The 26,353-nt window shown below is 71.6% G+C and carries 22 protein-coding genes and 2 pseudogenes; 12 read left to right on the plus strand and 12 right to left on the minus strand.

The window, feature by feature from the left end; genetic code table 11:
* The first annotated feature begins 37 nt into the window (after positions 1 to 37).
* Positions 38 to 2,668: a bifunctional acetaldehyde-CoA/alcohol dehydrogenase gene (gene adhE, locus ACIQ8J_RS09395; protein ID WP_403265636.1), complete on the plus strand. Its 2,631-nt coding sequence runs from the start codon at positions 38 to 40 to the stop codon at positions 2,666 to 2,668.
* 66 nt (positions 2,669 to 2,734) lie between these two features.
* On the opposite strand, the gene ACIQ8J_RS09400 is transcribed toward adhE, so the two are convergent.
* Together ACIQ8J_RS09400 and ACIQ8J_RS09405 are read right to left on the minus strand one after the other, a co-directional pair.
* Positions 2,735 to 3,154, minus strand: a complete 420-nt coding sequence (locus ACIQ8J_RS09400) for a GPR1/FUN34/YaaH family transporter (protein ID WP_403265639.1) — start codon at positions 3,152 to 3,154, stop codon at positions 2,735 to 2,737.
* Positions 3,151 to 4,167 (minus strand): DUF3533 domain-containing protein, encoded by a 1,017-nt coding sequence (locus ACIQ8J_RS09405; RefSeq protein ID WP_403265642.1) that lies wholly within the window; start codon positions 4,165 to 4,167, stop codon positions 3,151 to 3,153. Before ACIQ8J_RS09405 ends, ACIQ8J_RS09400 begins: the two co-directional genes overlap by 4 nt.
* A 166-nt stretch (positions 4,168 to 4,333) precedes the next feature.
* Here ACIQ8J_RS09405 and ACIQ8J_RS09410 point away from each other — a divergent pair, with 166 nt between their 5' ends.
* From ACIQ8J_RS09410 to ACIQ8J_RS09420, 3 genes are all read left to right on the plus strand, one after another.
* Complete coding sequence (locus ACIQ8J_RS09410) at positions 4,334 to 5,122, plus strand: VOC family protein (RefSeq protein ID WP_403265644.1); 789 nt, start codon at positions 4,334 to 4,336, stop codon at positions 5,120 to 5,122.
* Between the two features lie 122 nt (positions 5,123 to 5,244).
* On the plus strand, positions 5,245 to 8,691 hold the full coding sequence (locus tag ACIQ8J_RS09415; RefSeq protein ID WP_403265647.1) for a DNA polymerase III subunit alpha: 3,447 nt from the start codon (positions 5,245 to 5,247) through the stop codon (positions 8,689 to 8,691).
* Positions 8,688 to 9,656, plus strand: a complete 969-nt coding sequence (locus ACIQ8J_RS09420) for a hypothetical protein (RefSeq protein WP_403265650.1) — start codon at positions 8,688 to 8,690, stop codon at positions 9,654 to 9,656. Before ACIQ8J_RS09415 ends, ACIQ8J_RS09420 begins: the two co-directional genes overlap by 4 nt.
* A 114-nt stretch (positions 9,657 to 9,770) precedes the next feature.
* Here the strand turns inward: ACIQ8J_RS09420 and ACIQ8J_RS09425 are convergent, their stop codons facing one another.
* Positions 9,771 to 10,508: an SDR family oxidoreductase gene (locus tag ACIQ8J_RS09425; RefSeq protein WP_403265653.1), complete on the minus strand. Its 738-nt coding sequence runs from the start codon at positions 10,506 to 10,508 to the stop codon at positions 9,771 to 9,773.
* A 101-nt stretch (positions 10,509 to 10,609) separates the two neighbouring features.
* On the opposite strand from ACIQ8J_RS09425, the gene ACIQ8J_RS09430 reads away from it, so the two are divergent.
* Complete coding sequence (locus ACIQ8J_RS09430) at positions 10,610 to 11,260, plus strand: TetR/AcrR family transcriptional regulator (RefSeq protein ID WP_403265655.1); 651 nt, start codon at positions 10,610 to 10,612, stop codon at positions 11,258 to 11,260.
* Between the two features lie 199 nt (positions 11,261 to 11,459).
* A complete protein-coding gene (locus ACIQ8J_RS09435) occupies positions 11,460 to 12,320 on the plus strand; it encodes an esterase/lipase family protein (protein ID WP_403265657.1) in 861 nt (286 codons plus the stop codon).
* Positions 12,321 to 12,377: 57 nt separating this feature from the next.
* Here the strand turns inward: ACIQ8J_RS09435 and ACIQ8J_RS09440 are convergent, their stop codons facing one another.
* Positions 12,378 to 13,397 (minus strand): lytic polysaccharide monooxygenase, encoded by a 1,020-nt coding sequence (locus tag ACIQ8J_RS09440; RefSeq protein WP_403265659.1) that lies wholly within the window; start codon positions 13,395 to 13,397, stop codon positions 12,378 to 12,380.
* Positions 13,398 to 13,602: 205 nt separating this feature from the next.
* Between ACIQ8J_RS09440 and ACIQ8J_RS09445 the strand changes: the two genes are divergently transcribed.
* Positions 13,603 to 14,079: a GNAT family N-acetyltransferase gene (locus tag ACIQ8J_RS09445; protein WP_403265662.1), complete on the plus strand. Its 477-nt coding sequence runs from the start codon at positions 13,603 to 13,605 to the stop codon at positions 14,077 to 14,079.
* Between the two features lie 30 nt (positions 14,080 to 14,109).
* A pseudogene (locus ACIQ8J_RS09450) lies at positions 14,110 to 14,685 on the plus strand (class I SAM-dependent methyltransferase); the annotation flags it as partial.
* Positions 14,686 to 14,746: 61 nt separating this feature from the next.
* Here the strand turns inward: ACIQ8J_RS09450 and ACIQ8J_RS09455 are convergent.
* A complete protein-coding gene (locus tag ACIQ8J_RS09455) occupies positions 14,747 to 15,256 on the minus strand; it encodes a DUF402 domain-containing protein (RefSeq protein ID WP_403265665.1) in 510 nt (169 codons plus the stop codon).
* 77 nt (positions 15,257 to 15,333) lie between these two features.
* Between ACIQ8J_RS09455 and ACIQ8J_RS09460 the strand changes: the two genes are divergently transcribed.
* The gene (locus ACIQ8J_RS09460) at positions 15,334 to 15,708 is read left to right on the plus strand and encodes a GntR family transcriptional regulator (protein ID WP_403265668.1); all 375 of its coding nucleotides are present in this window, start codon (positions 15,334 to 15,336) and stop codon (positions 15,706 to 15,708) included.
* 18 nt (positions 15,709 to 15,726) lie between these two features.
* Here the strand turns inward: ACIQ8J_RS09460 and ACIQ8J_RS09465 are convergent, their stop codons facing one another.
* A complete protein-coding gene (locus ACIQ8J_RS09465; protein ID WP_403265671.1) occupies positions 15,727 to 16,818 on the minus strand; it encodes a DUF5925 domain-containing protein in 1,092 nt (363 codons plus the stop codon).
* 128 nt (positions 16,819 to 16,946) lie between these two features.
* Between ACIQ8J_RS09465 and ACIQ8J_RS09470 the strand changes: the two genes are divergently transcribed.
* Positions 16,947 to 18,320 carry a xylan 1,4-beta-xylosidase gene (locus tag ACIQ8J_RS09470; protein ID WP_403265674.1) on the plus strand — a complete coding sequence of 458 codons (1,374 nt, stop codon included), beginning with the start codon at positions 16,947 to 16,949 and terminating at the stop codon, positions 18,318 to 18,320.
* Positions 18,321 to 18,325: 5 nt separating this feature from the next.
* Here the strand turns inward: ACIQ8J_RS09470 and ACIQ8J_RS09475 are convergent.
* The 5 genes and pseudogenes from ACIQ8J_RS09475 to ACIQ8J_RS09495 all read right to left on the minus strand — a co-directional run.
* Positions 18,326 to 19,618, minus strand: a pseudogene (locus ACIQ8J_RS09475) (lipopolysaccharide biosynthesis protein); the annotation flags it as partial.
* A 41-nt stretch (positions 19,619 to 19,659) separates the two neighbouring features.
* On the minus strand, positions 19,660 to 20,469 hold the full coding sequence (locus ACIQ8J_RS09480; RefSeq protein ID WP_403265677.1) for a polysaccharide deacetylase family protein: 810 nt from the start codon (positions 20,467 to 20,469) through the stop codon (positions 19,660 to 19,662).
* Positions 20,466 to 21,491 carry a glycosyltransferase family 2 protein gene (locus ACIQ8J_RS09485; RefSeq protein WP_403265679.1) on the minus strand — a complete coding sequence of 342 codons (1,026 nt, stop codon included), beginning with the start codon at positions 21,489 to 21,491 and terminating at the stop codon, positions 20,466 to 20,468. The genes ACIQ8J_RS09480 and ACIQ8J_RS09485 overlap by 4 nt, the downstream gene beginning before the upstream one ends.
* On the minus strand, positions 21,488 to 22,207 hold the full coding sequence (locus ACIQ8J_RS09490; RefSeq protein ID WP_403265682.1) for a glycosyltransferase family 2 protein: 720 nt from the start codon (positions 22,205 to 22,207) through the stop codon (positions 21,488 to 21,490). Before ACIQ8J_RS09490 ends, ACIQ8J_RS09485 begins: the two co-directional genes overlap by 4 nt.
* 461 nt (positions 22,208 to 22,668) lie before the next feature.
* Positions 22,669 to 23,097, minus strand: coding sequence for a hypothetical protein (locus ACIQ8J_RS09495; RefSeq protein WP_403265685.1), 429 nt, complete (start codon positions 23,095 to 23,097; stop codon positions 22,669 to 22,671).
* 269 nt (positions 23,098 to 23,366) lie between these two features.
* On the opposite strand from ACIQ8J_RS09495, the gene ACIQ8J_RS09500 reads away from it, so the two are divergent.
* Positions 23,367 to 24,176 (plus strand): SGNH/GDSL hydrolase family protein, encoded by an 810-nt coding sequence (locus tag ACIQ8J_RS09500; protein WP_403265688.1) that lies wholly within the window; start codon positions 23,367 to 23,369, stop codon positions 24,174 to 24,176.
* A 6-nt stretch (positions 24,177 to 24,182) separates the two neighbouring features.
* Here ACIQ8J_RS09500 and ACIQ8J_RS09505 read toward each other — a convergent pair whose 3' ends face one another.
* Entirely contained in the window at positions 24,183 to 25,793 is a 1,611-nt protein-coding gene (locus ACIQ8J_RS09505; RefSeq protein WP_403265691.1) for a serine/threonine-protein kinase, read from the minus strand.
* A 291-nt stretch (positions 25,794 to 26,084) separates the two neighbouring features.
* On the opposite strand from ACIQ8J_RS09505, the gene ACIQ8J_RS09510 reads away from it, so the two are divergent.
* Positions 26,085 to 26,348, plus strand: coding sequence for a hypothetical protein (locus ACIQ8J_RS09510; protein ID WP_189962000.1), 264 nt, complete (start codon positions 26,085 to 26,087; stop codon positions 26,346 to 26,348).
* Positions 26,349 to 26,353: the final 5 nt, after the last annotated feature.

Here is a 26,353-nt window from a genome sequence, read left to right on the forward strand (position 1 = left end):
AAACGCTCGCAGTGCTCGACACGAAGGAGTTCCTGCCATGGAGGCCAAGGACGCCACGGAGGCCACGGACGCCAAGAACGTCAAGAACACGGTCGACGGACTGGTGCAGGGGGCCTTGGCGGCTCTCGACCGGTTCGAGACGTTCACCCAGGAGCAGGTCGACCACATCGTCAAGAAGGCCTCCCTGGCCGCGCTGAGCGAGCACGGCGAACTGGCCCGCCTGGCCGCCGAGGAGACCGGTCGCGGCCTCTTCGAGGACAAGGCGGTCAAGAACCTCTTCGCCTGCGAGCACGTCGTCAACTCGATGCGCGGCCTGAAGACCGCGGGCGTCATCAGCCGCGACGAGCTGACCGGCATCACCGAGATCGCCGAGCCGGTCGGCGTCATCTGCGCGATGACCCCGGTCACCAACCCCACCTCGACCACCGTCTTCAAGGCGCTGATCGCGCTGAAGACCCGTAACCCGATCGTCTTCGCCTTCCACCCCTCCGCGCAGAACTGCTCGGCCGAGGCCGCCCGGATCGTGCGCGACGCCGCGATCGAGGCCGGTGCTCCCGAGGGCTGTGTGCAGTGGATCGACACCCCGTCGATGGAGGCCACCGGTCTGCTGATGCACCACGAGGGCGTCTCCACCATCCTCGCCACCGGCGGCAACGCGATGGTCAAGGCCGCCTACTCCTGCGGCAAGCCCGCCCTCGGCGTCGGCGCGGGCAACGTCCCCGCGTACGTCACCAGGAGCGGCAGGCTGGGCCGTGCCGTGCACGACATCGTGCTGTCCAAGTCCTTCGACCACGGCATGATCTGCGCCTCCGAGCAGGCCGTCGTCCTCGACAAGGAGGTGTACGAGCAGGGCCTCGCCGAGTTCGAGCGGCTCGGCGCGTACATCGTGACCGCGGCCGAGAAGACCAAGCTGGAGGAGTTCGTCTTCGGCACCACGGCCTTCGCCGACAACTGCTCGGGCGCCAGGCTGAATGCCGCGGTCGTCGGCAGGTCGCCGCGGTGGATCGCCGAACAGGCCGGCTTCGAGGTCCCCGAGGACACCTCGATCCTGATCGCCGAGTGCGCGGAGGTCGGCGAGGGCGAGCCGCTCACCCGCGAGAAGCTGTCCCCGATCCTGGCCGCCCTGAAGGCCGACACCACCGAGCACGGTCTCCAACTCTCCGCGCAGATGGTCGAGTTCCACGGTCTCGGCCACAGCGCCGCCATCCACACCGAGGACGACGAGCTCGCCGAGGCCTTCGGCAAGCGCGTCAAGGCGATCCGCGTCATCGTCAACGCGCCCTCCACCTTCGGCGGCATCGGCGACGTCTACAACGCCTTCCTGCCCTCCCTCACCCTCGGCTGCGGCTCGTACGGGCACAACTCGGTGTCCAACAACGTCTCGGCGGTGAACCTGGTCAACGTCAAGCGGATCGGACGGCGCAACACCGACATGCAGTGGTTCAAGGTCCCGCCGAAGATCTACTTCGAGCGCAACTCCATCCGCTACCTCGGTGAGATGGACGGCCTGAAGCGGGTCACGGTCGTCACCGACAAGACGATGGGCAGGCTGGGCTTCGTCCAGAAGGTCACCGACATCCTCCGGGCCCGCTCCGGCTCGGTCGTCCTCCAGGTCATCGACAACGTGGAACCCAACCCGGAGCTGGCGACCGTCCGGACCGGTGCCGCGATGATGCGCGACTTCGAGCCCGACACGATCGTCGCGCTCGGCGGCGGCTCCGCCATGGACGCGGCCAAGATCATGTGGCTGATGTACGAGCACCCGGAGATCGAGTTCGCGGACACGAAGGAGAAGTTCTTCGACATCCGCAAGCGCGCCTACAAGTTCCCGGCGCTGGGCGCCAAGGCCAAGTTGGTTGCCATTCCCACCACTTCGGGCACCGGCTCCGAGGTCACCCCCTTCGCGGTCATCTCCGATCCGAAGGCCGCCCAGAAGTACCCGCTCGCCGACTACGCGCTGACCCCGGACGTCGCCATCGTCGACCCGGTGCTCCCGATGGGCCTGCCCGCCACCGTCACCGCCGACTCCGGCTTCGACGCCCTGACCCACGCCACCGAGGCGTACGTCTCGGTCTACTCCAACGACTACACCGACGGCCTCTGCCTCCAGGCCATCAAGCTGATCTTCGAGAACCTGGAGCGCTGCGTCGTCAACGGGGCGGGCGACCCCGAGGCCCGCGAGAAGATGCACAACGCCTCGACCGTCGCGGGCATGGCCTTCGCCAACGCCTTCCTCGGCCTGGTGCACGCCATGGCGCACACCCTCGGCAACACCTTCCACGTCGCCCACGGCCGTACCAACGCGCTGCTCCTGCCGCACGTCATCCGGTACAACGGCCATGTCTCGGGCAAGGCCACCCCGTGGCCGAAGGCCGAGGTCTACCGGGCCCCGGAGCGCTTCCAGGAGATCGCCAAGATGCTGGGCCTGAAGGCCTCCACTCCGGAGGAAGGCGTCGAGTCCTACGCCCGCGCCGTCGAGGAGCTGCGCGCCAAGTGCGGCATCCCGGCCTCCTTCCAGGAGGAGGGCGTCGACGAGGCGGCCTTCATCGAGGCCCTGCCGCAGCAGGCGATGAACGCCTACGCCGACCAGTGCGCGCCCGCCAACCCGCGGATGCCGATGATCGACGACATGAAGCAGCTCATGACCCGGGCGTACTACGGCAGTTAGGCCCCCGCGGACGCGGGCCGCCCCGCGCGGGGAAGCGCGGGGCGGCCTCCGGTCCGTCCGGGCGCGTCACGTCTCCGGGTGTTCCTGCGGAGACAGGAAGCGGCCCATCGGCAGGACCGGGCGGCCCCAGGCCGAGGCGAGGATCTGGCCCGCGAGGAGGCAGGTCGCGCCGAGCGCCGCGCACAGACCGGCCCATCCGGCGATCCGGTTCCAGATCACCTCGCCCGTGAAGCCGTTGCAGACCAGTCCCACGAACACGACCAGCACACAGGTGAAGGTGGACAACAGCGCCAGATGGATGCGGAAGCTGCCCGGCCACAGGACGAACACCACGACCACCCAGGGCAGCGTGAACAGGCCCATCGCGTCGCCGCGCAGCGACGGGTCGAGGCCGGGCGAACCCGGCTGAGCCTGCGCGCTCGGCTCCATCCGCTTGACGGAGACCGCCTGTTCGGCGGGCCCGGAGCGGTTGGGGACCGGGCTCATGCGTCAGCCGGCGTCTCGCTCCGGTCCCGGCGCAGCCCGGCCAGGATCACGGTGATGACGGCGCCGAACAGCGCCCAGACGGAGAGCACTTGGAGGGGGCCGCCGATCGAGTTCCCCTTGAAGTACGCGATGGAGCGGGCCGCCCAGGTACCGGCGCCCGGCGGAAGCCCGGGTCCGATCGTCCGCCAGAACGGCGGCAGCAGCGGATACGGATAGGCTCCGCCCGCGCTCGGATTGCCGAGGACGACGATGACCAGGATCGCCAGGCCGATGCCGACGACCCCGGCCAGCCCCTGGAAGGCGAGCGTCGTGGCCCCCACCGCGAACACCACCAGCGCGCCGAGCCCGGCGAGTCCGAGGTAGCTGCCCGGCAGCGCGCCGAGCACCGGCCCGATGATGAGCGAGCCGAGCAGGCCCGCCGCGATCGAGTACGCCGCGAGCGCCCCGAGCCGGATCAGCGCGCGATGGGGGTTGGCGGGCCGGGCGCCCGCGCTGATCGCCAGGATCGCGGCGCACAGATAGCCGCCCACGCACCAGCCGACGACGAGGTAGAACGAGGACAGACCGCGGGCGTCGTCCCGGTCTGCGGGGGCGACGTCCACCACTTTCACGGTGCGCTGCTGCGCCTTCTCGGCGGCCGTCGCGACCAGCTCCACGGCCTGTGAGAGCGAGGCCCCGCCGCCGCTCGCGACGAGCAGGGTGTCGGTGGTGCCCCGCGGGTCGACCACCAGCACCCCGTCGACGCTGCGGTCGCGCAGCTGCCGGGTGGCAGCGGCCTCGTCCTTGGCCGTCCGTACGTCCAGCGGACTGCCCGGCAGCGCGTTGAGCTTCTGCGCGAGCTGCCCGGCGATCTGCGGGGGAGCGACCACCGCGAAGGGGATGTCCTTCGGCTTCGGGCTGTGGAAGGCACCGGCGTAGGACGCGATGAAGGCGACCATCAGTCCCAGTACGCCGATGACCAGCAGGGCGGCCCGCACGGTGACGGCGGTCTTCACCTCGTCGACGAAAGTCATGCCCCCACGCTCGGCGGCGCCGTGTGTTCACGCAGTTGGGGCGGGGCCGAATGGCTGACCCGAACCGTCCCGTCCGCCCGCGCGGACGGGCGCCTGCTGCCACGCTGGAGGCAGGCTCCCGGGGGCGTCGTCCCCGGGAGGACGACGCGCGCGACAGGAGCACCTCATGCTGACCTCCACGCAGGTACCGGGCGGGCTGAACTGGCTCGACCTGGGGACCCCCGACACCGACGCGGCCGTCGCCTTCTACGAGGGCGTGTTCGGCTGGGAGTTCGTCTCCGCGGGGCCGGAGGCCGGGGGCTACGGCTTCCTGAAGAAGGACGGCCGGACGGTGGCCGCCGTCGGCCCGCTGACGGAGGAGGGCGCGAGCTCGGCGTGGACGGTGTACTTCCGCACCCTGGACGCCGACGCCACCGCCAAGGCCGTCGAGCAGGCGGGCGGCACGGTGCGCTTCCCGCCGATGGAGGTCTTCACGGCCGGGCGGATGGCCGGCTTCACCGACCCGGCGGGCGCCGAGTTCGCCGTGTGGGAACCCCGGGACATGGACGGCCTGGAGCTCGTCAACGAGCCCGGCAGCGTCAGCTGGATCGAGCTGTACACCACCGACGGCGGGGCGGCGAAGGACTTCTACCGCGCGGTCCTGTCGTGGGAGACCCGGGACATGCCCATGGGCGAGGGCATCGTCTACACCATCGCCGGTCCCGCGGGCGGCGGCGAGAGCACCATGCACGGCGGCATCATGCAGCTCCCGGACGAGAACCTGCGGCGCGGATCGGCCTCCGAATGGCACCCGTACATCGAGGTCGAGGACTGCGACGCCACGGCGGCCAGGGCACAGGAGCTGGGCGCGACCGTCATCATCCCGGCCGTCGACACCGAGGGCGTGGGGCGGCTCGCGATGCTGCTCGACCCGTTCGGGGCCCCGTTCGCGGTGATCGCGAGCGCCACCGTCTGAGCCCGGCGACCGTCTGTCGGATCATCCCGGCAGGTGGTCGTTCGAATTGGTCGCACGTACGTTCGAAACTGGTCTATGGTGGACGGGAGGGGGAGGCGAGAACGGATCGGTAGGAGGTGCGGATGCCCGGTTTCACGCATCTGCGCACCGTTTCGGGATTCTCCCTGCGGTACGGGGCTTCCCACCCGGAGCGGCTGGCCGAGCGCGCCGTCGACCGCGGCATGGACGCCCTCGCACTGACCGACCGGGACACCCTCGCGGGCGCGGTCCGCTTCGCCAAGGCATGCGCCAAGGCGGGGATCCGGCCGCTGTTCGGGGCCGATCTCGCCGTGCCGGAGCAGCTCGGGCAAGCGGGATCCGCCCGGGGGCAGGCCCGGCGCACTCCCGTACGGGGCGGTGCGTTCGTCGACGAGTCGGCCCCCCGGGTCACCTTCCTCGCCCGGGACGGCGCGGCCGGCTGGGCCGAGCTCTGCCGACTGGTCAGCGCCGCGCACACCGCCGGCGGGCGCCCGCTGCTCGCCCGCTCCGAACTGCCCGCCGAAGGGCTCACCGTGCTGCTCGGACCGGCCTCCGAGATCGGCCGCGCGCTCGCCGCCGGCCGCCCCGACCGGGCCGCGAGACTGCTCGTGCCCTGGCGGGAGATCTACGGCGACTCGCTCCGCCTCGAAGCCGTCCACCACGGGCTCAGGGGCACCGGCCCCGGCTCGCTGCGGCTCGCCGCGCGCACCGTCGGCTTCGCCGCCGAACAGGGCGTGCGCGCCGTGCTGACCAACGCCGTGCGGTACGCCGACCCCGGCCAGGGCCCGGTCGCCGACGTACTCGACGCGGCCCGGCGCCTGGTGCCGGTGCGGGCGCCGTTCGACAGCGGCGAGCGCTGGCTCAAGGACCCGGACGCCATGTTCAAGATCGCCGAACGGGTCGCCGAGGCGGCTGGCTGGCGGCGCGACGTCGCCCACCGGCTGCTCGCCATGACCGAGCAGACCGCCGCCGAATGCCTCGTGGACCCCCAGGACGACCTCGGCATCAAGACCTTCGCCTACTTCCCGGAGCCGTACCTGGTCGGCGCGGCCCACCGCACCCCGCAGCGGGTCCTCGCCTCCCGGGCCGCCGCGGGCATGGTGCTGCGCGGCTACGCGGGCCGGCGCGCGTACTGGGAGCGGATGCACCACGAGCTGGACATCATCGGACACTGGGGGTACGCCTCGTACTTCCTCACCGTCGCCCAAGTCGTGGACGACGTACGGGAGATGGGGATCCGGGTGGCCGCGCGCGGCTCCGGGGCGGGCTCGCTCGTCAACCACCTCCTCGGCATCGCGCACGCCGACCCGGTGGAGAACGGGCTCCTGATGGAGCGCTTCCTCTCCACACGGCGGCCGGTGCTGCCCGACATCGACATCGACGTGGAGTCCGCCCGCCGCCTCGACGTCTACCGCGCGATCATCGACCGCTTCGGCACCGAGCGGGTCGCCACCGTCGCCATGCCCGAGACCTACCGGGTGCGGCACGCCATCCGGGACGTGGGCGCCGCGCTGTCCATGGACCCGGCCGAGATCGACCGGATCGCCAAGTCCTTCCCGCACATCCGGGCCCGCGACGCCCGCACGGCGCTGAAGGAACTCCCCGAACTGCGCTTGCTGGCGGGGGAGATGGAGAAGTACGGCAGGTTCTGGGAGCTGGTCGAGGCCCTCGACGCACTGCCGCGCGGAATCGCCATGCACCCGTGCGGAGTGCTGCTCTCGGACGCGTCCCTGCTGCGCCGCACCCCGGTGATGCCCACCAGCGGCGAGGCCTTCCCGATGTCCCAGTTCGACAAGGAGGACGTGGAGGACCTCGGGCTGCTCAAGCTCGACGTCCTCGGCGTACGGATGCAGTCGGCGATGGCCCACGCGGTGGCCGAGATCGGCCGCGCGACGGGCGAGGAGCTCGACATCGACGACCCGGCGCAGGTGCCGCCGGGCGATGCGAAGACCTATCGACTCATCCAGTCCACCGAGACGTTGGGCTGCTTCCAGATCGAGTCGCCGGGCCAGCGCGATCTGGTCGGGCGGCTCCAGCCGTCGACCTTCCACGACCTCGTGGTCGACATCTCGCTGTTCAGGCCGGGACCGGTCGCGGCCGACATGGTGCGGCCGTTCATCGAGGCCCGGCATGGGCGGGCGCCGGTCCGCTTCCCGCACCCCGACCTGGCGGACGCGCTGCGCGGCACCTACGGCGTGGTCGTCTTCCACGAGCAGATCATCGAGATGGTGGACATCATGACCGGCTGCGGCCGGGGCGAGGCCGACCGGGTGCGGCGCGGCCTGAGCGATGCCGAGTCGCAGGGCCGCATCAAGGTCTGGTTCGCCCAACGCGCCCGGGAGCGCGGCTACTTGCCCGACGTGATCGCCCGTACCTGGGAGATCGTGGAAGCCTTCGGCAGCTACGGATTCTGCAAGGCGCACGCCGTAGCCTTCGCCGTGCCGACCTACCAGTCGGCCTGGCTCAAGGCGCACCACCCGGCGGCCTTCTACGCCGGGCTGCTCACCCATGACCCCGGGATGTACCCGAAGCGGCTGCTGCTCGCGGACGCGCGGCGGCGCGGGGTGCCGATCCTGCCGGTGGATGTGAACCGGTCCTCGGTCGCACACAAAATCGAACTGGTGTCCGGTGTGTGGGGGGTGCGGCTCGCGCTCGCGGACGTCCACGGGATCAGCGAGGCCGAGAGCGGGCGGATCGAGGCCGGCCGCCCCTATGCCTCCCTGCGTGACTTCTGGCAGCGGGCCAGGCCCAGCCGGCCGGTCGCCGAACGGCTCGCCCGGATCGGCGCGCTCGACGCGTTCGGCGCCAACCGGCGCGACCTGCTGCTCCACCTGTCCGAACTGCACGGCGCCCGCCGCGCGGCGGGCGGCCAACTCCCCCTGGACGGCGGGCGGTTGACGGCTTCCGCCGGACTTCCCGACCTGGACGACGCGGAACGGCTCAGCGCCGAACTCGGCGTCCTCGGCATGGACGCGTCCCGCCATCTGATGGAGGACCACGCGGAGTTCCTGAACGAACTCGGCGTGGTCTGCGCCAAGCGGCTCCGGGATGCCGAGCACGGGCAGACGGTCCTGGTCGCGGGCGCCAAGGCGGCCACCCAGACCCCGCCGATCCGCTCCGGAAAACGGGTCGTCTTCAGCACCCTGGACGACGGCACGGGCCTGGTCGACCTGGCGTTCTTCGACGACAGCCACGACGCCTGCGCCTACACCGTCTTCCACTCCTGGCTGCTCCTCGTGCGAGGCGTGGTGCAGCGGCGCGGTCCGCGCAGCCTCAGCGTGGTGGGCGCCCGCGCCTGGAACCTCGCCGAACTGGCCGAACTGCGCCGCACGGGCGGCCTGGACGCGGTCTCGGCCCGCCTCGCGACCCCGCCCGAACCGTCCTCCGAAACGGCAGCCGAGCCGTCCGCAGAGCCGTCCGCCGACAACGGCCGCCGCATCCACCTGTCCACCGGCTACGAACTGAACCCCTGGGCCGACCTGCGACCGGCAGGTGAACAGGCCGCCACCGGGCGGAAGTTGTGGCACGCGAGCCCGGGGAGCGCGGGATGATCCTCTGTGCACGGTTCGCCCTGGCGGACACCGAAGCGGCGCTTCCCGCGCTGATCGCGCTGGCCGAGGACCTCACCCCGGTCGTCCAGGCGCTCCCGCCCGACGGGCTGCTCGCCGACCTGGGCGGCGCCGAGAAGTACTTCGGGCGGGACGCGGGGCAGCTCGCCGCGGTCCTGCGGGTGCGGGCGCTCGCCCTCTTCGGCCTGGGCTGCGCCATCGGCCTCGCGCCCAACCCGATGCTGGCCAGGATGGCGGCGCGGGACGCCGGACCCGGGACGACCCGGACGGTGCGCCAGGAGGAGGTGGACCGGTTCCTCGCCGGGAAGCCGGTCCGCGCACTGGACGGCGTGGGGCGCTCGACGGCCCGCACCCTCTGCGGGTACGGACTCGACACGGCGGGGCGCCTCGCCGGTGCCCCGCCGGGCACCGTCCAGCGGATCCTCGGCGCCAGGGCCGGCCGCGAACTCCAGGAGCGGGCCCGCGGCATCGACCGCACCCCCGTCGTACCGAACGCGGCCGCCCCGTCGCTGGCCGCCGAACGGTCCTTCCCCCGCGACGAGTTGGACCCGGTACGCCATCGCAGGGCGCTGCTCTCCCTCACCGAGGAGCTGGGCGTCCGGCTGCGCGGCGCGCACCAGGTGTGCCGCTCCCTCAGCCTCACCGTGCGCTACGCCGACTGCTCCACCACCACCCGCACCCGCACCCTGCGCGAACCCTCGGCCCACTCGCCCGCGCTCACCGACCTGGCGTACGCCCTCTATACGGCCCTCGGCCTGCAACGGGCCAGGGTGCGGGGCATCTCGCTGCGGGCCGAGGGGCTGGGGGCGGCCGAACTCGCCGCGCACCAGCTGACGTTCGACCCGGCGGACGACCGGGCGCGCCGCATCGAGGCGGTGGCCGACCGGGCCCGCGCCCGCTTCGGCCCCCGGGCGATCGTCCCGGGAACACTGTCGGACGCGGCCTGAGAGAACCCGTGCCCCCGAGGCGCGGCGGGGGCAGCCCCCGGGCGTACGTCCCCGGGCCAATGTGCGGGTGGGGGCGGCGCACCCAGGGCCCGCTCCCCGCCCGCCCGGCGGGCTTCAGGCGCCCGAGCCCAGGCGGGCACCTCCGTCCACCGTCAGGACGACGCCGGTCGTGAAGCTGTTGCCCACCAGGAACGCGATCGCGTCCGCTATGTCCTCGGGGCGTCCGCAGCGGCCGGCCGGGGTGGACTTGGCGTACGCCGCGAAGGTCTCCGCCTTCGCGTCCGCGTCCATCCAGTCCCACCACGGGGTGTCCACCACCCCCGGCGACACCGCGTTGAAGCGGACCGGGGCCAACTCCACCGCCAGGACCGGGACCATGGCCGCCACCGATGCGTTGACCGCGGCCAGACCGGCCGTGCCGGGCATCGCGGCGCCCGCCGAAGCGGCGGTCACGAAGGTGATCGATCCGCCGGGGGAGAGGACGTCGAGGGCGGCCCGCGCGGTCAGGCTGTGGGCGATCAGCTTGCCCTCGGCGGCCTCGCGCAGCGCGTCCGTCGTCACCGAGCGGAACGGCCCGGCGGCCGTGGAGCCGGTCGCGGCGACGACCACGTGGTCGACCCGGCCGAGGCCCGCGAAGAATTCCCGGGTGGCCGCCTCGTCCCGGGCGTCCACGACCGATCCGCTCGCCGTGCCCAACACGCCGTCCGTCGCGGCCAGTTGATCCAGCGCATCCCGCAGCCGCTCCGGGCTCCGGCCGGTGACCACGACGTCCCTGCCCTCGCCGAGCTGGCGCCGCGCCGTGGCCAGGCCGATGCCGGACGTGCCGCCGATGATCACAACTCGCTCGTTCATTGTGCAGTCCTTCCAGGCCCTCTGTGCGGGCCTCCGTGCTTTTCGAGGCTCGCTGTCTCGTAAAGAGTATTCCGAGGCATCGTGTCTTGTAAACTGTCCGCATGAAGAAAATCGAGAAGGGATCCGGGGGTGAGTCCGCGGACGGCTCACCGCCCCGTGGGCGCCCCCGCAGCGAGGCGGCCAGACGCGCGGTGCTCGATGCCGCGATGGAGCTCTGCCGGCGTGACGGCTACCAGGAGTTGACGATCAAGGGCATCGCGGACGAGGCCCAGGTCGGCCGGCAGACCGTCTACCGCTGGTGGCCCACCAAGCAGGACGTCCTGCTCGACGTGCTGACCGAGCTCCCGCACCGCAGCCCGGCCGAGCTCTTCCCCGACACCGGGGACGTGCACCGCGACGTCGAGGAGCTGCTCGGCCACACCTTCCGGCTGACCCGCGGGAGTGTCGGCCGGGCCGTCGTCGGGCTGATGGCCGACGCGCAGGCGGATGCCTCCCTCGCCCGCAGGCTGCAGGAGGAGGTGATCGGTCCGCGCCGCGCGGCGCTGCGCGAGGTCCTCGAACGGGGCGTGGCGCGCGGCCAGTTGCGGCAGAACGGCCCGGTGTCCCTGGACCTCGCGGTCGACTTCGCCTTCGGGGTGATGTGGTACCGGCTGCTCAGCGGGCACGCGCCGGTCGATGAGCGGCTCGCCGGCGAGATCACCGCCGCGCTGGGAGCGCTGCTCGCGGGCGAGGGGGCCGCGCCCCGGCGCTGAGGGAGCGTCGAACTCGCGGTGTACTCCGCATGGCTGACGGGGCAACAGTTTTACCGACGCGTAACTTCATTTCCAGGCTACTGGTACGTAATTTGGCGTGAGTACGACCCGTACATACCCAGTACGGCACTCACTTGTGGTCCGGGCCGCAGGGCGAACCCCCCATCGCAACTCCCTTGAGCCGCAAGGAGATCCCCCGATGCTGCCCTGGAAACGTGTGCTCGGACCGCTCTCGGCGGTGCTGCTCGCCGCCGCGGCCTCGCTCGCCCCCGCCACCGCCGCGCACGCCCGGTCCGCGCCGAGCAGCGGCTGGAACGACTACTCCTGCAAGCCGTCCGCCACCCACCCCCGGCCCGTCGTCCTGGTGCACGGAACCTTCGGGAACGGGACCGACAACTGGCTGGCCCTCGCCCCCTACCTGGTCGACCGCGGGTACTGCGTCTTCTCCCTCGACTACGGCCAGCTTCCCGGCGTCCCCCTCTTCTACGGCCTCGGCCCCATCGACAGGTCGGCGGCCCAGCTCGCCACCTTCGTGGACAAGGTGCTCGCCGCGACCGGAGCGCCCAAGACAGATCTGGTCGGCCACTCGCAGGGCGGCATGATGCCGCGCTGGTACCTGAAGTTCCTGGGCGGCGCCGCCAAGGTCAACGCCCTCGTCGGGATCGCCCCCGACAACCACGGCACCACCCTCGACGGCCTGACCCAACTGCTGCCGTACTTCCCCGGCGCCGAGAGCCTGCTGACGCTCGCCACCCCCGGACTCGCCGACCAGATGGCCGGATCGGCCTTCGTCACCAAGCTCAACCAGGGCGGCGACACCGTCCCCGGGATCCACTACACCGTCATCGCGACCAAGTACGACGAGGTGGTCACCCCCTACCGGTCGGCGTTCCTGGACGGCCCGGACGTCAACAACGTCCTCATCCAGGACAAGTGCGTGCTCGACCTCTCCGAGCACGTGGCGATCGGTCTCGCCGACCGCATCACCTACCACGAGGTGGTGAACGCGCTCGACCCGGCGCACGCCACCCCGACCACCTGCGCCTCCGTCATCGGCTGACCCGCCGTCATGAAGCCGCCCCTCCCGGGATCCGGGAGGGGCGGTGTGCCGTGCGGGTCAGCGGCCGTGACGGCCGGCCGGGGCGGTCTTGCGGCGCAGCGTCGCGAAGAGTGCCGCGGCACCGACGGCGAGCGCGCCCGCGCCCCCCATGGCGAGGTACGAGGTGCTGCTGTCGCCCCCGGTCTCGGCGAGGTTCTGCGTGCCGGTCGTGCCGAGCGGAGTGGCCGCGGCCCCGTCCGCCTGCGGCCCGTTGCCGCCGGTCCCGGCCGGGGCGGTGCTCGCCCGCGTACCCGGGGCGGCCCCGTCGTGGTGGTGCTGGACCGTCGACTTGGCCGCGCCGTCCGCGATCTCCTGGTCGGTGGGCGCGGAGGCCGCCGGCGCCGGTGCGGCCGAACCACCGCTGTCCTTGCCGAACACCACGTCGGAGCAGGTGTAGAACGCCTCCGGGCTGTCCGAGCGCTGCCAGATGGAATAGATCAGCCGGCGGCCCGACCCGGCCGGGATCTTCCCGTCGAAGACGTAGTCGCCGTTCCGCATCGGCGGGTCGGTGACCTTGAGGAACGGAGTCGCCTCCAGGTCCGACCACTTCAGCGGCTTCGAGGGGTCGTAGCCGTCCTTGGTGATGTACAGCTCGAACGAGCCCTTGTGCGGCGCCGTTCCCTTGTAGTGGAAGGTGTGGCTGCCCGCCGAGAGCTTGGTGGCCGGCCAGTCGGCGCGCGCCAGGTCGAGCCCCTTGTACTTGTCGTTGCCGGCGCTGCACAGCTTCCCGTCCGGGATGATCTCCTTCGACCTGCCCGCGGCATTGGCCATGTTCACCGCGTTCCAGTCGTAGAACGCCTGCGGGCCGCTCGCCGCGACGGCGGCCTTGCACGCCGCGGACTTCGGGCTCTCGGGGCCCTCCGCATAGCAGGCGGAGACCCGGCTGACCGGATCCGTCATGGAGCCGTGGGCGGCGGCGGGCCCGGCCGCGAGCCCGGTCAGGGCGAGCGGCGCGAAGCCGAGGGCGGCGACCGCGGCGGCCTTGCGACCACGGGGTCCCCGCTGCTCGAACGCGGTGGAGAGCTGGGGGAAGGTCATCGGGGCGTACTCCTTCGATGGTGCACAGGCGTGGGGCGCGGGGGGCTTCGGACCCGCCGGACATCCCGTCCGGCGATCAGCACGCTAGCCCCGGGAATCCCCGAAATCCCCTGCTGGGAGCGGGTGATGGCGATCCTTATGGTCGAGTTAAGGAGCCACTCAGCAGTGATTAAGAACCAGGCCCTCCGCCACGTACCGTGTCTCCATGAACGATGAGATACGGCTCGCGACCGCCGCCGACGTGCCGCGGGTGAAGGAGGTCACCGATGCCGCCTACCACCCCTACGTCGAGCGCATCGGCCTCGTGCCCGTGCCCATGGAGGCCGACCACGCGGCGAACGTGGCGGCGGGGCGGGTCTTCGTGACCGGCGATCCGGTCGCCGGGGTCCTGGTCCTCGTCCCGGAGCCGGACCACCTCTTCCTCGACTCGATCTCCGTCCACCCGGACGTCAAGGGCACGGGCCTGGGCCGCCGGCTGCTGCACTTCGTGGACGACCGGGCGCGGGCCCTCGGGCTGCCCGAAATCCGGCTCTACACCAACGCGATGATGTGGGAGAACCAGAAGATCTATCCGCGGTACGGGTACGAACTCGTCGAGCGGCGCGTGGAAGGGGTGTACGACCGCTTCCACTACCGCAAGGTGCTCGCCCCGGAAGCCGGTGACAGGGCGGGCCGGGGCTGATTGTCAGTGGTGCCCGGCACGATGGACGGCATGAACGACATCGACTGGGATGAAGCCGCGGACACGTTCGACCAGGAGCCCGACCACGGGCTGCTCGACCCCTCGGTGCGGGCCGCGTGGGACGAGCGCCTCGGGGGCTGGCTGCCGGACCGGGCGGGCGAGTTGCTCGACCTCGGGTGCGGCACCGGAAGTCTGTCGCTGCTGGCCGCCGCGCGGGGCCACCGGGTCACGGCCGTCGATCTGTCGCCCCGGATGGCCGAGCGGGCCCGTACCAAACTGGCCGGCACCGGCGCCCAGGTGCTGACCGGGGACGCATCGCGGCCGCCCGTCCAAGGGCGCACCTTCGACGTCGTCCTGGCCCGCCATGTGGTGTGGACCCTGCCCGACCCGGAAGCCGCCCTGCGCCACTGGTGGTCACTGCTGCGGCCGGGCGGCCGGCTGATCCTCGTCGAAGGGGTGTGGGGCGGCACCGGCATACCCGCCGACCGCCTCACCGGGGCACTCGCGCCGCTGAACGCCGAGGCGCGCCATGAACGGCTGTCCGGGGACGCCCGGTTGTGGGGGCGGGAAGTGGACGACGAGCGGTACGTGGTGGTGGCCGAGGCCCCCGGGGCCTGACGACGGGCACCGGGGGCGCGCGGCCCGAGTGCCCCCGATGCCTGGTGCCTCAGTCGATGAGCGCGGTGAACTTGCCCATTTTCGCGAGGAGTTCGAGCTCGTCCAGAGCGGCCAGGGCGCGGGCCGCGGCCTCCGGGTCCCGCTCGGTCAGGCCGCTCTCGGCGAACTCGTCCTCGTCCAGGCGCAGTACGGTCGCGCCGTCGGCCGAGACCCAGAGATCGAGGTCCAGGTCTTCGGCGATCAGCTCGCCGTCCCCGACCACCGCGGGCCGGGTGATGTCGCAGTACCAGCCCTTGAGCGCCGAGCCAGCGTCGCGGACCTCCTTCACGGCGTACCAGCGGTCCCGCCAGTAGTGCTCGGTGAACACATCGCCCGGCTCGAACCGCACAAACCCGAAGTCACGGATGCCCGGCGCCGCCCAAGGGGCGCGCACGCTCAGCCGCGTCCCGTCGTCGGACACCACCGACGCCGGGTAACGCAGCTTCGTACGCCCGGCCTTGACCAGGACGACATCGATGGAGGTGCCGGGCTCAGCCGGTCCGCGCACGATCACAGTCATGGGGCCGCACGGTACGCGGCCGCCACGGAGGGTGCCTCCCATTTTCGCGGGGGCGGGGAGCGGGGGAGAATCGGGCTGTGACCCTCAAGATCGTGATTGACCAGGGCGCGGCCACCGCGCCGTACGAGCAACTGCGCGCCCAGATCGCCGACCGGGCCCGTTCCGGGAAGCTGCCGGTCGGCTACAAACTGCCCACGGTCCGCGGCCTCGCCGAGGAGCTCGGGCTCGCCGCGAACACGGTCGCCAAGGCCTACCGGGCGCTCGAATCGGACGGGGTCATCGAGACCCGGGGCCGCAACGGGACGTTCGTCGCGGCGGCGGGGGACGCCTCCGAGCGGCTCGCGGCGGCCGCCGCCGCGGCGTACGCGGGGGAGGCCAAGCGGCTCGGCCTCGGCCGGGACGCCGCCCGCGCCGCGGTCGAGGACGCGCTCCGGGCGGCGTACGGCAAGTGAGGCCCGGGGGGCGACGGGCTACAAGTACAGCCCCGCGTCCGGCCGCTCCCGCTGGTCCGGGACCGACGCCGGGGACGTGCCGCGGCGCAGGGCGTACAGCTCGGCCAGGGTGGAGCCCTCGCGGGCGACGCCCTCCTCGGTGCCCAGCCAGCCGACCGCCTCCGCCCGGGTCAGCGGGCCGACCTCGATGCGGGCGAGGCAGCGGCCGGGGCGCACCACCGCGGGGTGCAGGCGCTCCAGGTCCTCGTTGGTCGTGACGCCGACCAGGACGTTGCGGCCCTGGCCGAGCAGACCGTCCGTCAGGTTGAGGAGCCGGGACAGGGCCTGGCCCGCCGTGTGCTTGGCCTCGCCGCGGATCAGCTCGTCGCAGTCCTCCAGGAGCAGCAGCCGCCAGCGGCCCTTCGTCGTGCCGTCGTCCTCGCCGATCGCGATGTCCATCAGATAGCCGACGTCGTTGAACAGCCGCTCCGGGTCGAGCACGCAGTCCACCTGGCACCAGTCGCGCCAGGAGCGGGCCAGGGTGCGCAGCGCCGAGGTCTTGCCCGTGCCCGGCGGCCCGTGGAGCAGCAGCAGGCGGCCCGCGATGTCGTCCGGGGTCAGCTTCATCAGGCGGTCCATCGCCTCCGCCACCGGTGCCGTGTAGTTGGGCCGCACCTCCTCCCAGGTGCCCGCCGCGATCTGCCGGGTCGTGCGGTGCGGGCCGCGCCGCGGCGACACGTACCAAAAGCCCATCGTCACGTTCTCGGGCTGCGGCTCCGGCTCGTCCTCCGCGCCCTCGGTGGCCTGCTTCAGGATCTGCTCGGCCAGTTCCTCGCTGGTCGCGGTCACCGTCACGTCCGCGCCCCGGCTCCAGCGCGAGACCAGCACCGTCCAGCCCTCGCCCTCGGCGAGCGTCGCACTGCGGTCGTCGTCGCGGGCGGCGCGCAGCACTTTCGCACCGGGCGGCAGCAGGCTGAAGCCCTTCTTGACCCGGTCTATGGAGGAACTGTGCGAGAACGGCTGCTCGCCCGTGGCGAAGCGGCCGAGGAAGAGCGCGTCGACGACATCGGACGGCGCATCGCTGTCGTCCACGGTCAGCCGGATCGGCAGCGCGGCCTCTGGGTCAGTCATGCCGCCCATGATCCGGCAACCCGCCCGCGCGCGCACGTGTTTTGTCCCGTTGGCGCTCGGGGGACGTTCCGTACCCGTTCCGGTGAAACCCGCCGGAATGACAACTACCGCCGCTACGCTGCTCCGTGATGGAACGTCATCCTGGAACGGTCGTCCGGAGCAGCGGGCCCACCAGGGCGCCCCGGGTCAGGACGGCGGCGCTGCTGGCCGTCGCACTCCTCGCCGTCCTCGCGCTCGTCCTGACCATGTGCGGGGGTCCGGGCAGAACCGGCCGGGGCGGCCCCTCCGGTACGAGCGCCACCGGCCCCGCGCTCGGCTGGGGCTTCACGCACACCCAGTACAGCGCCGACACCGGAACCGACGACGCCGTGGCCCGCGCCCGCAAACTGCTCTCCGCGCCGGGCCTGCCGCAGGACCAGGCGCTGATGGGCTGGGGCGCGGGCAACCCCGAGCCGTCGCCGGGCACGTACGACTTCTCGGATCTCGACCGGCGCGTCGACTACATCCGGTCCACCGGCGCCACCCCCGTCATCACGCTGTGCTGCGCGCCCGACTGGATGAAGGGCGGCCGGGCCGGGGCGAGCAAGACGGACTGGAGCGTGCAGGCCCTGGAGTCGGCGCCGCTCCCCACCCACTACAAGGACTTCGCCGCGCTGGCCGCCAAGGTCGCCCAACGCTACCCGGACGTACGGCACTTCATCGTCTGGAACGAGCTCAAGGGCTTCTACGACGACACCGGTCAGCGCTGGGACTACGAGGGCTACACCCGGCTCTACAACGAGGTCTACCAAGCGGTGAAGAAGGTCGACAAGGACGATCTGGTCGGCGGGCCCTACCTGGTCATGGACAGCTACGGGCCCAAGGACAAGTCGTACGCGTCCGGTCTCAAGGGCCCCTGGGGTTCGGTCGACCAGCGCGTGCTCGACGCCTTCACCTACTGGAACGCGCACAAGGCGGGCGCCGACTTCGTGGTCGTCGACGGTGCCAGCTTCACCCGCGACAACCAATTGCTCCCCGACGCCTTCGGCGCCACCGACAAGCTGACGGCCGTCAGCGCATGGGTGCGCGAGGCGAGCGGCGGGCTGCCGCTGTGGTGGGCCGAGTACTACGTGGAGCCCGACAGGTCCGGCTGGAGCGAGCAGCGGCGGGTGGCCACCCAGGCCGTCGGCATGATGGCCCTGGCGCGCGGCGGCACCAGCACCGCGTTCTACTGGAGCCCGCAGGAGCAGAGCGGCCCGTGCCCGGGATGCCTGTGGACACCGACCCAACTGGGCGACGGTGGACGCGAGTTGCCCATGTACGCGCTGATCGCCAAGTTCGCCGCGGCCTTCCCGCCGGGCACCCGGTTCGGCGCGGAGGCCGACGAGACGGCCGGCGTCCGGGTGCTGGCGAGCGACAAGGACGTGCTCGTCGTCAACACCCTCGGCCGCGCCGTCGACGCCAGGGCCGACGGCAGGCCGATGACGCTGGCCGCCTACGAAGTGCGCTGGCTGACCCGCTGACGCTCGGCCGACCGCAGCACCCCGAACAGCTTCACCGCCGCGACCGCCGCGATCACCGCCAGGCTCCCCGTCTCCGCGATCCCGATGCCGGTCAGCCCCAGCGGACCCAGCAGGGCCAACGTCGCGCCGAGCACCAGGACGCACAACCCGCCCTGGAGACAGGCCAGTCCGGCGGTCCGGCTCTGCGCGCGCAGCACCGCGAAGTACAGCTCGATCACCACCCGCAGCAGCGCCCCGACCACCAGCCAGCGCAGCAGCCCGGTGGCGTGACGGGCGTACCCCTCGCCGAACACCCGCAGGATGTGCGGGGCGAAGGCGAAGATGAACCCGCAGATCGGCACCACGATCTTGATCATCCGCAACAGTGCGGCGCGCGCGTTGCGGCCGAGCCGGTCGGGGTCGTGCGCGCCCTCCACGGTCAGCGAGGCGCCCATGTTGATGGCGAGCAGCTCGACGGTGCCGCCGATGGTCGCGGTGATGTAGAAGTACGCGTTGTCCGCCGAGCTGACCTGCGAGGCGACGATCACGGGCACCAGGTAGACGACGGCCAGCGCGAACAGCGAGCCCGTGTAGTCGCCGGCCAGGAAGCGGCCCAGCTCGCGGTAGCTCGGCGGCCGCGCGGTGCGCACGGTGAGCTCCACATGGCGGGGCACCAGACGCCGGAACACCAGCCAGCCCAGCGGCAGTACGGACACCGCGATGGCCGCCACCCAGGACACGAACACGCCGCTGGTCGGCAGCGAGGCCGCGATCGCCACCAGGAGCAGCAGCTTGACCGCGGAGAACGCGGTGTTGCCGACCGGCACCCAGAACGCGCTGCGCAGCCCGGTGAGCACCCCGTCCTGCAGGGTGAGCACCGACCAGGCGATCACCGCCGCGATGAAGCCGAGCCCCTTGAACGGGCCGTGCAGGAAGCGGTACGAGGGGCCCCAGAAGTCCAGGGTCGACATGAAGACCAGCGCGGCCACGCCGACGACGCACGCGCTCAGCGCATAGGTGCGCAGGACAAGACGCCCGGTGGCGGCGCCCGCCACCGGGATGAAGCGCGCCAGCGCCCCGGTCAGGGTGAGCGCGGTGATCCCGGCGAGGAACTTCATCGCGGCGATCGCCGCCGAGCCCTGGCCCACCGCGTCATCGGTGTAGTACCGGGCCGCGATCAGCCAGAAGCCGAGGCCGAGCACCGCGCTGATGCCCGTGTTGAGCATCAGCGCGTAGGCGTTGCGGAAGAGCGGGGTGCCGCCCCGGTGTCTGCCCCGGGCCGGTGCCCTTCGGTCCCGGGTGGTGGTCACGTCAGTCACGAGTACCGCTCACCTTCTGGTCGGTCTTCGGACCCGGACTCTCAGTCGCCGACGAGCCTGCGCCCGGCCTGGCGGGCCCTGCGGACCATCGCGTACCCCTTCGTCAGGGCGCGGTCCGCGGCGAAGTCGCGCGCGACGGCGCGACCGGTGCCCGCGACGAGCCGCTCGAACTCGTCGATGCCGGTGGCGCGCCGGACCGTCACCCGCTCCAGGGCGTACGGTCCCTGGCGCCGCCGGGCGAGCGCGTTGCCCACGGCCAGCGCCTGCGCGAAGCCCGCGGCCCGCACGGTGCGCCGCACCCGTCGGCTGGAGTAGCCGTACGGATAGGCGAAGGAGACCGGAGGCGCGCCGAGCTCCTCGCCGATGATCTCCTTGCAGCGCAGCGTCTCGAACCAGAGCTGTTTGTCGCTGAGTTGGTCCATCTGCGGATGGCTGTGGCTGTGCCCGCCGACCTCGGTGCCGGCCGCGGCGAGCTCGCGCACCTGGTCCCAGTCGAGCATGGTGTCCAGGGCGCCGCCCGCGTCGTACGCGCCGCGCAGCCAGCCCGTCGACACGAAGAGCGTGGAGGCGAAGCCGTACTTGGCGAGGACCGGCAGGGCGTGGCGGTGCACGCCCTCGTAGCCGTCGTCGAAGGTGATCAGGACGGGATGGCGTGGAAGCGCTCCCGCCGTGCGCCAGGCGTGCGCCAGCTGCGCCGTGGTGATGGGGGTGAACCCCAGCTCGGCGAGCAGCTCCATCTGGTCGGCGAAGGCGTCCGGCGAGACGGAGAGGCCGTACGCCGCCTTCGCGGGGCTGTGCGCCACCGCGTGGTACATCAGGATGGGCACGGGCCCCGTTCCCGTAGCCGTCATGCCGCTTCGTCCTCCTTCGCGCTCTCGCCGGTCCGTACGCCCTCGATGGGGGCCACCTGGAAGCTCACCCCGCTCCGGCGGGCCCGCACGGTGCCGAGCAGATAGCCGCCGGCCGCCAGCGCGACGCCCGTCACGATCGCGCCCGCGCGGCCCGCGCCACCGGCCCGGCCGAGCACCGCGTCCCGCACCCCGCGCACCACACCGGCCGGTAGGACCCGGGTCGTGTAGCGGCGCTCGGACTCAAGTCCCTTGCCGGCTCCGACACTTCGGGCCACCAGGGCCTTGGAGAGGCCTTCCGCGTACGCCCTCGTACGGAAGTAGCCGAAGCGCTCGCGGGCCGCGGGCACCCGGTGGTGGATCACCGAGCGGTCGTCCATGAGCAGCACGGCGCCGGGCAGCGCCTTGCTGAGCCGGATGCACAGCTCGGTCTCCTCGCAGCCCAGCGGCCGCTTGTCGCCGTCACGGCCGATGCCGGTGGCGAAGCCGCCCGCGGCGTCGAACGCCGACTTGCGGAACGAGGCGTTGCCGCCGAGCACGTTGCGCACCGCCACCCGCCCCGGTGGCAGCCCCCGGTACGTGCAGCCGACGACCCAGTCGAACTCCTCCGGGAACCAGGCGGGCCTGCGCCCCGAGGCCCAGGCGGGCATCGTCCGGCCGCCGACCGCCATCACCCGCGGATCGTCGTACCCCTCGGCGAAGTGGCGCAGCCAGTCCCGCTCGGCCACGGCGTCGTCGTCCAGGAAGGCCACGAACTCGCCCCGGGCGACGGCGATTCCGGTGTTGCGGCCGGCCGAGAGGCCGCGGGGGCCCGCGTTGGCGAGCACCCGCACCTCCCCGGCTGCCGCGAGGTTCTCGAACTCCGTGCGGAGCCGTTCCAGGAGCCGCTCGTTGTGGTCCACCACGAGCAGCGTCTCCAGGGCGGGCAGCGACTGCGTGCGCACCGAGGAGACCGCCGCGAGGATGTCCTCCCAGCGCTCCTCGGTGTACACGCAGATCACCACGGAGAAGTGACGCTCCGTCAAGACACTTCTCCCCGCCGTGTGTTCAGGAAGACCGCCTGTGTGCGGCGGTGCGCGCGGGGCACCGCCTTCTCCTTGAGGATCACTTTCAGGACGCGGATGCCGTCACGCACCGCGCTGAGGTTGGAGACGCCGTGGATCCGGTTGTACTCGTAGCTCGGCACCTCCTGGACGCGCAGGCCCGCCTTGACGATCCGGATGTTGATCAGGGTCTCGATCTCGAATCCGGAGCAGTCGAGGACGATCTTGTCCAGGCAGTGCCGCCAGAAGGCGTTGTAGCCGTAGCAGAGGTCGGTGTAGCGGGCGCCGAACTTGCGGTTGACGATGCCGCACAGGACCGCGTTGCCGAGCTTGCGGATCGGCGTCATGTCGTCGGTGCCGCCGCCGTTGGCGAAGCGGGAGCCCTTGGCGAAGTCCGCGCCGCCGACCAGTGCGGAGACATAGCTGACGATCTCCTCGCCGTCCGCCGAGCCGTCCGCGTCGACCATGACGATGATGTCTCCGGTGCAGGCCGCGAAGCCGCTGATGAGGGCGTCGCCCTTGCCCTTTCCGACCTGCTTGACGACCTTGACTTCGGGCCAGAGTTCGCGGGCGACTTGTACGGTGTCGTCGGTGGAATTACCGTCGACCAGGACCACTTCGTGGATCCAGTCCGGAAGTGTCTTGAACACATACGGAAGATTTTCCGCCTCATTCATGGCTGGGATGACCACGCTCACCGGCGGTGCAATGGCGAGATTCGCCGAAACCGGCCGGTACTCAGCTGGTATTCGGCTCTCCGAGCCGATCGCCGCGTGGGCATTCGGCGAATCCGAGATTGATTGATCTTGGCCCGGCACGGCCGGGCGCACCGAAGAAGTCATGATGAGTCTCTGTCCCTCTCGTCCGGTGGACCGCCCGCCCCCGGGTGGTCCGGATGAGTTTCCGGTTACGAAAGGGGGGTTCTCACCCCGGTCATGACGGCATGAAACACCGTACTCATCGGGTGAGCTGGCTTTGCTGGCCGCGCGGCCCGTGTTCCGGTCCCCGCATGGCGAAGGCCGAGCACGGCACCCCCCTACCGCGCCCCGCTCCGGCACCCATCGCGACGCTTGAGCCCTCCCCTAGAGTCGCTATACCTGATGGACCGATGCGGGTGGATGTAAGACGGTATTGATGGATGGAACTGTAGGGCAAGACCTCAAGCGAGGCCTGGCGTTTCCGTGTTTTTGGCCGTACTTTCACGATCGCATCCGGAGCGATTCGCTCCCGTTCCGATCAGGAATAGGAGAAGGCTGATCACGCCAACTGCCGTGACGCCGCTCCGGATCGACCACAGATGCAGAGCCGCCATACTTTCGGCGGTCAGCAGATCGATGAGTACTGCTCCTGATATCGACGCCACCGCGCGACTGAGCGGTTCCAGCCGGCGCAGGACGAATGCGGCCGCCTCGGCGGGCGCGGCGATCAGGAAGAAGAGCGCGAGCGGTGCGCGCAATGGAGAGTCGAGGCCGGTGATGGCCAGGACGGCGCCCGCGGCCGAGACGGCCAGCGTCGCTCCCGCGAGCACGGGCAGCAGATCGGCACCCACCGAGGTGTGTACCGCCGGTCTGTCACTGATGGTCTGCATTGGCGACGGTTCCCCCCGATGCGCCGGATGCGGGGCTTCAATGTGGCGCAGTCCGGACAGTCCCGTCAAGACACCGATTCGCTTGCGGTGAACGGGTGTTGACGGTGGGTCAGCGGAGTGTGGTGCTCCGGTGAAGGATTACTCGTGGGTTGCTGACGGATCGCCAGATACGCGCAGATGTCCGTCCGGCGTTCTTGGCATGGACACTTCCCGCGGCCTGTGGTGGCTGGTACCACTGCCGTGGCGGAAACCCCGCTAAAGGAGGTTCCATGAAACTGTCCCGAATCGCGGCATATGCATGGGCGCTCGTGCTGGCAGTCGCGCTTTCCCTCACCGGGGCCGGCGTGGCCGCAGCAGCAACCCAGACGGCCGGATCCCACTACGTGGCCCTCGGCGACTCGTACTCGTCCGGCGTCGGAGCCGGCAGCTACGACAGTTCGAGCGGCAGCTGCAAACGCTCCACGAGGGCCTACCCGGCACTGTGGGCGGCAGCGAATTCACCCGCCTCGTTCGACTTCACCGCTTGCTCCGGCGCTCGTACGGGTGATGTGACGTCGAGCCAGCTCGACCCGCTCGACTCCGCCACCGACCTCGTCTCCATCACCATCGGCGGCAACGACGCCGGCTTCTCGGACGTCATGACCAACTGCGTCCTGTACTCGGAGTCCACCTGCCTCAGCAAGGTGGCGTCGGCCCGCGACTACGTGGACTCGACACTGCCGGGGCTGCTCGACTCGGTGTACTCGGCGATCAGAGCCAAGGCGCCCAACGCCCACGTCGTCGTCATCGGCTACCCGCACTTCTACAAGATCGGCGGCAACTGCATCGCCGGGCTCAGTGAGAACTCCCGCTCGGCGATCAACGACGCAGCCGACGAGCTCAACTCGGTGACCGCGAAGCGCGCCGCCGACCACGGATTCACCTTCGCGGACGTCGTTCCGGCCTTCACCGGACACGAGATCTGCTCCGGCAGCCCGTGGCTCAACAGCGTCGTGTGGACCAACATCAGCGAGTCCTACCACCCCACCGCCGCCGGACAGTCGGGCGCCTACCTGCCCACCTTCGCCAACGCGGCCTGACGCCGCTCAGCCGGCGGGCGAGGATGCCGCGCCCGTCGGCCCCTGCGAGGAGGAGGCCCCGCCCGTCGGGGTCTTCTTCTCACAAGTGACCGTGTAAGGAACGGAGTTGGACGTGATCCGGACCGGGGAGCGCACCTCGACCTGGAGCTCGGTGGAGGTGCTCTGCGCCGGCGACTCGGTGTGCGCGACCTGCCGGGTCCCCGGCCCGCCCGAGGCGAACGAGAGCGTCTTCCAGCCGGGGTCCGAGGACCGGCCGTCCCGGGTGACCCAGCGGTACTCTACGTCCGCCGGCGTGCGCCCCACGGTGAAGACGGCCACCATCGCGGGCGCCGACGCGCTCGGCGCCGGGCACAGCCCGTCGTAACTCCCGCGCACCGCCTGCAGGATGACCTCCACCGACTGGGCGGACGGGGACGGCGAGGGGCTTCCGCCGGTGCCGGCGGAGGAGGTGGCGGGCGAGCTCCCGCCGCCGGACGTCTGCGGCACCCCGGACGAGTGCGACACGGACGGCGCGGGTGAGCCGCTGGTCGATGAACTCGCCTTGCCCGCTCGCTCGTTGGACCGCACCAGCGCGTAGACGAGCCAGCCGAGCGCGAGCAGCAGCACCAGGATCCCGACGAGCAGGACGACCCCGGTGTGCCGCGGCCGCCCGGGGGGTCGCGCCGGGGTGGCCGTGCCGCCGCCGGGCGGGGCCGCGGGCAGCGGCAGCACCCGGGTCGGCGGCGCTCCCGGCGGCCCGGCATCGACCGTCGTCGCCCCGGACTGCCCCAACGGGGCCCGCACCGTGCCGCCCGCCGCCACCACCCGCAGCTGATGCTCGGCCTGCCCGGCCGGCAGCCGCTCGGCCGGGTCCTTGCGCAGCAGCCCCTCGATGACCGGGGTCAGCGGACCCGCCCGGCGCGGCGGCGGCAGCTCCTCGTCGACCACCGCCCGCAGCGTGGACAGCGGGGTCTCCTGCCGGAACGGCGAATTGCCCTCGACCGCCGCGTACAGCAGCACACCGAGCGACCACAGGTCGCAAGCCGGACCCGGCGTGCGCCCCAACGCCCGTTCGGGGGCTAGGAATTCGGGCGATCCGACGACCTCGCCGGTCAGGGTGAGCGTCGAGGTCCCCGCCACCATCGCGATGCCGAAGTCGGTCAGCACCACCCGGCCGTCGTTGGCGAGCAGCACGTTCCCCGGCTTCACATCGCGGTGCAGCACCCCCGCCTCGTGCGCGGCGCGCAGTGCCGCGAGCACCTCGGCACCGATGTGCGCGGCGCGTCTGGGTCCCATCGGGCCCTCCGAGTCCAGCACGTCGGACAGGGCGAGGCCGCGCACGAGCTCCATCACGATCCACGGCCGGCCGTCCTCGGTGGCCACGTCGTACACCGTCACCACGTTGCGGTGCGAGATCCGGGCGGTGGCCCAGGCCTCGCGCTCCAGGCGCGCGTACAGCCGCCGGACGTCGGGGGTGTCCAGCGCGGCCGGTGCCAGGACCTCCTTGACCGCGACCTCGCGCCCCAGGACCTCGTCCCGCCCGCGCCACACCACACCCATGCCGCCCCGGCCCAGCGGGGCGAAGAGCCGGTAGCGTCCCGCGATCAATCGCTGCTCACTGCCCGGCACTTCGCTCACCGGCGAGCCTCCCGTCCGCGGCGGAGAAACCCTTCCAAGTTAGCTCAGGGCCGCGCCGCTGCCGCCCCCTTGAACGGCAATCCGCAGTCAGTACGAACACGGGTCGCCACGCTGCGTGACGGGAAGTCAGGGATCTGTCCAACTCGCCCTGGAATCAGGCATATTCGGAGAGTGGTCGTCAACCTAGGGCCCCTCAAGGTGAATCCTGCCACCGGGATACACGAGTGTGAGGGAGGGGCGATAGGGTTACCCTGCCCGGGGCCGGGTGCCCTCGTACGGGTGGGGAGTGACATGGAACAGATAACAGTGCGCAGCAGGGCGCGAGTCCCTGCCATCACCTGCGGGAGCAGTGCGACCAGCTCGCGGCTCGACCGCCACCTCTCGGTGCTCGGCGGTCCAGCCGTCCCGCAGCGCGAGGCGGCCGAGGCCACATTGCTGATGCGCGAGCTGACCTCGCGTGACATTGCGCACACCCGCAAGAGCAAGAGCGCTCGCGTCTCGCTCTTCGCGCCGCTGCGGCGGCTGCGCCGCTCGCTCTTCGGCAGCCGCGGCTGAACCCA

Source organism: Streptomyces sp. NPDC094147 (genome assembly GCF_044764265.1).
Taxonomy (GTDB): Bacteria; Actinomycetota; Actinomycetes; order Streptomycetales; family Streptomycetaceae; genus Streptomyces.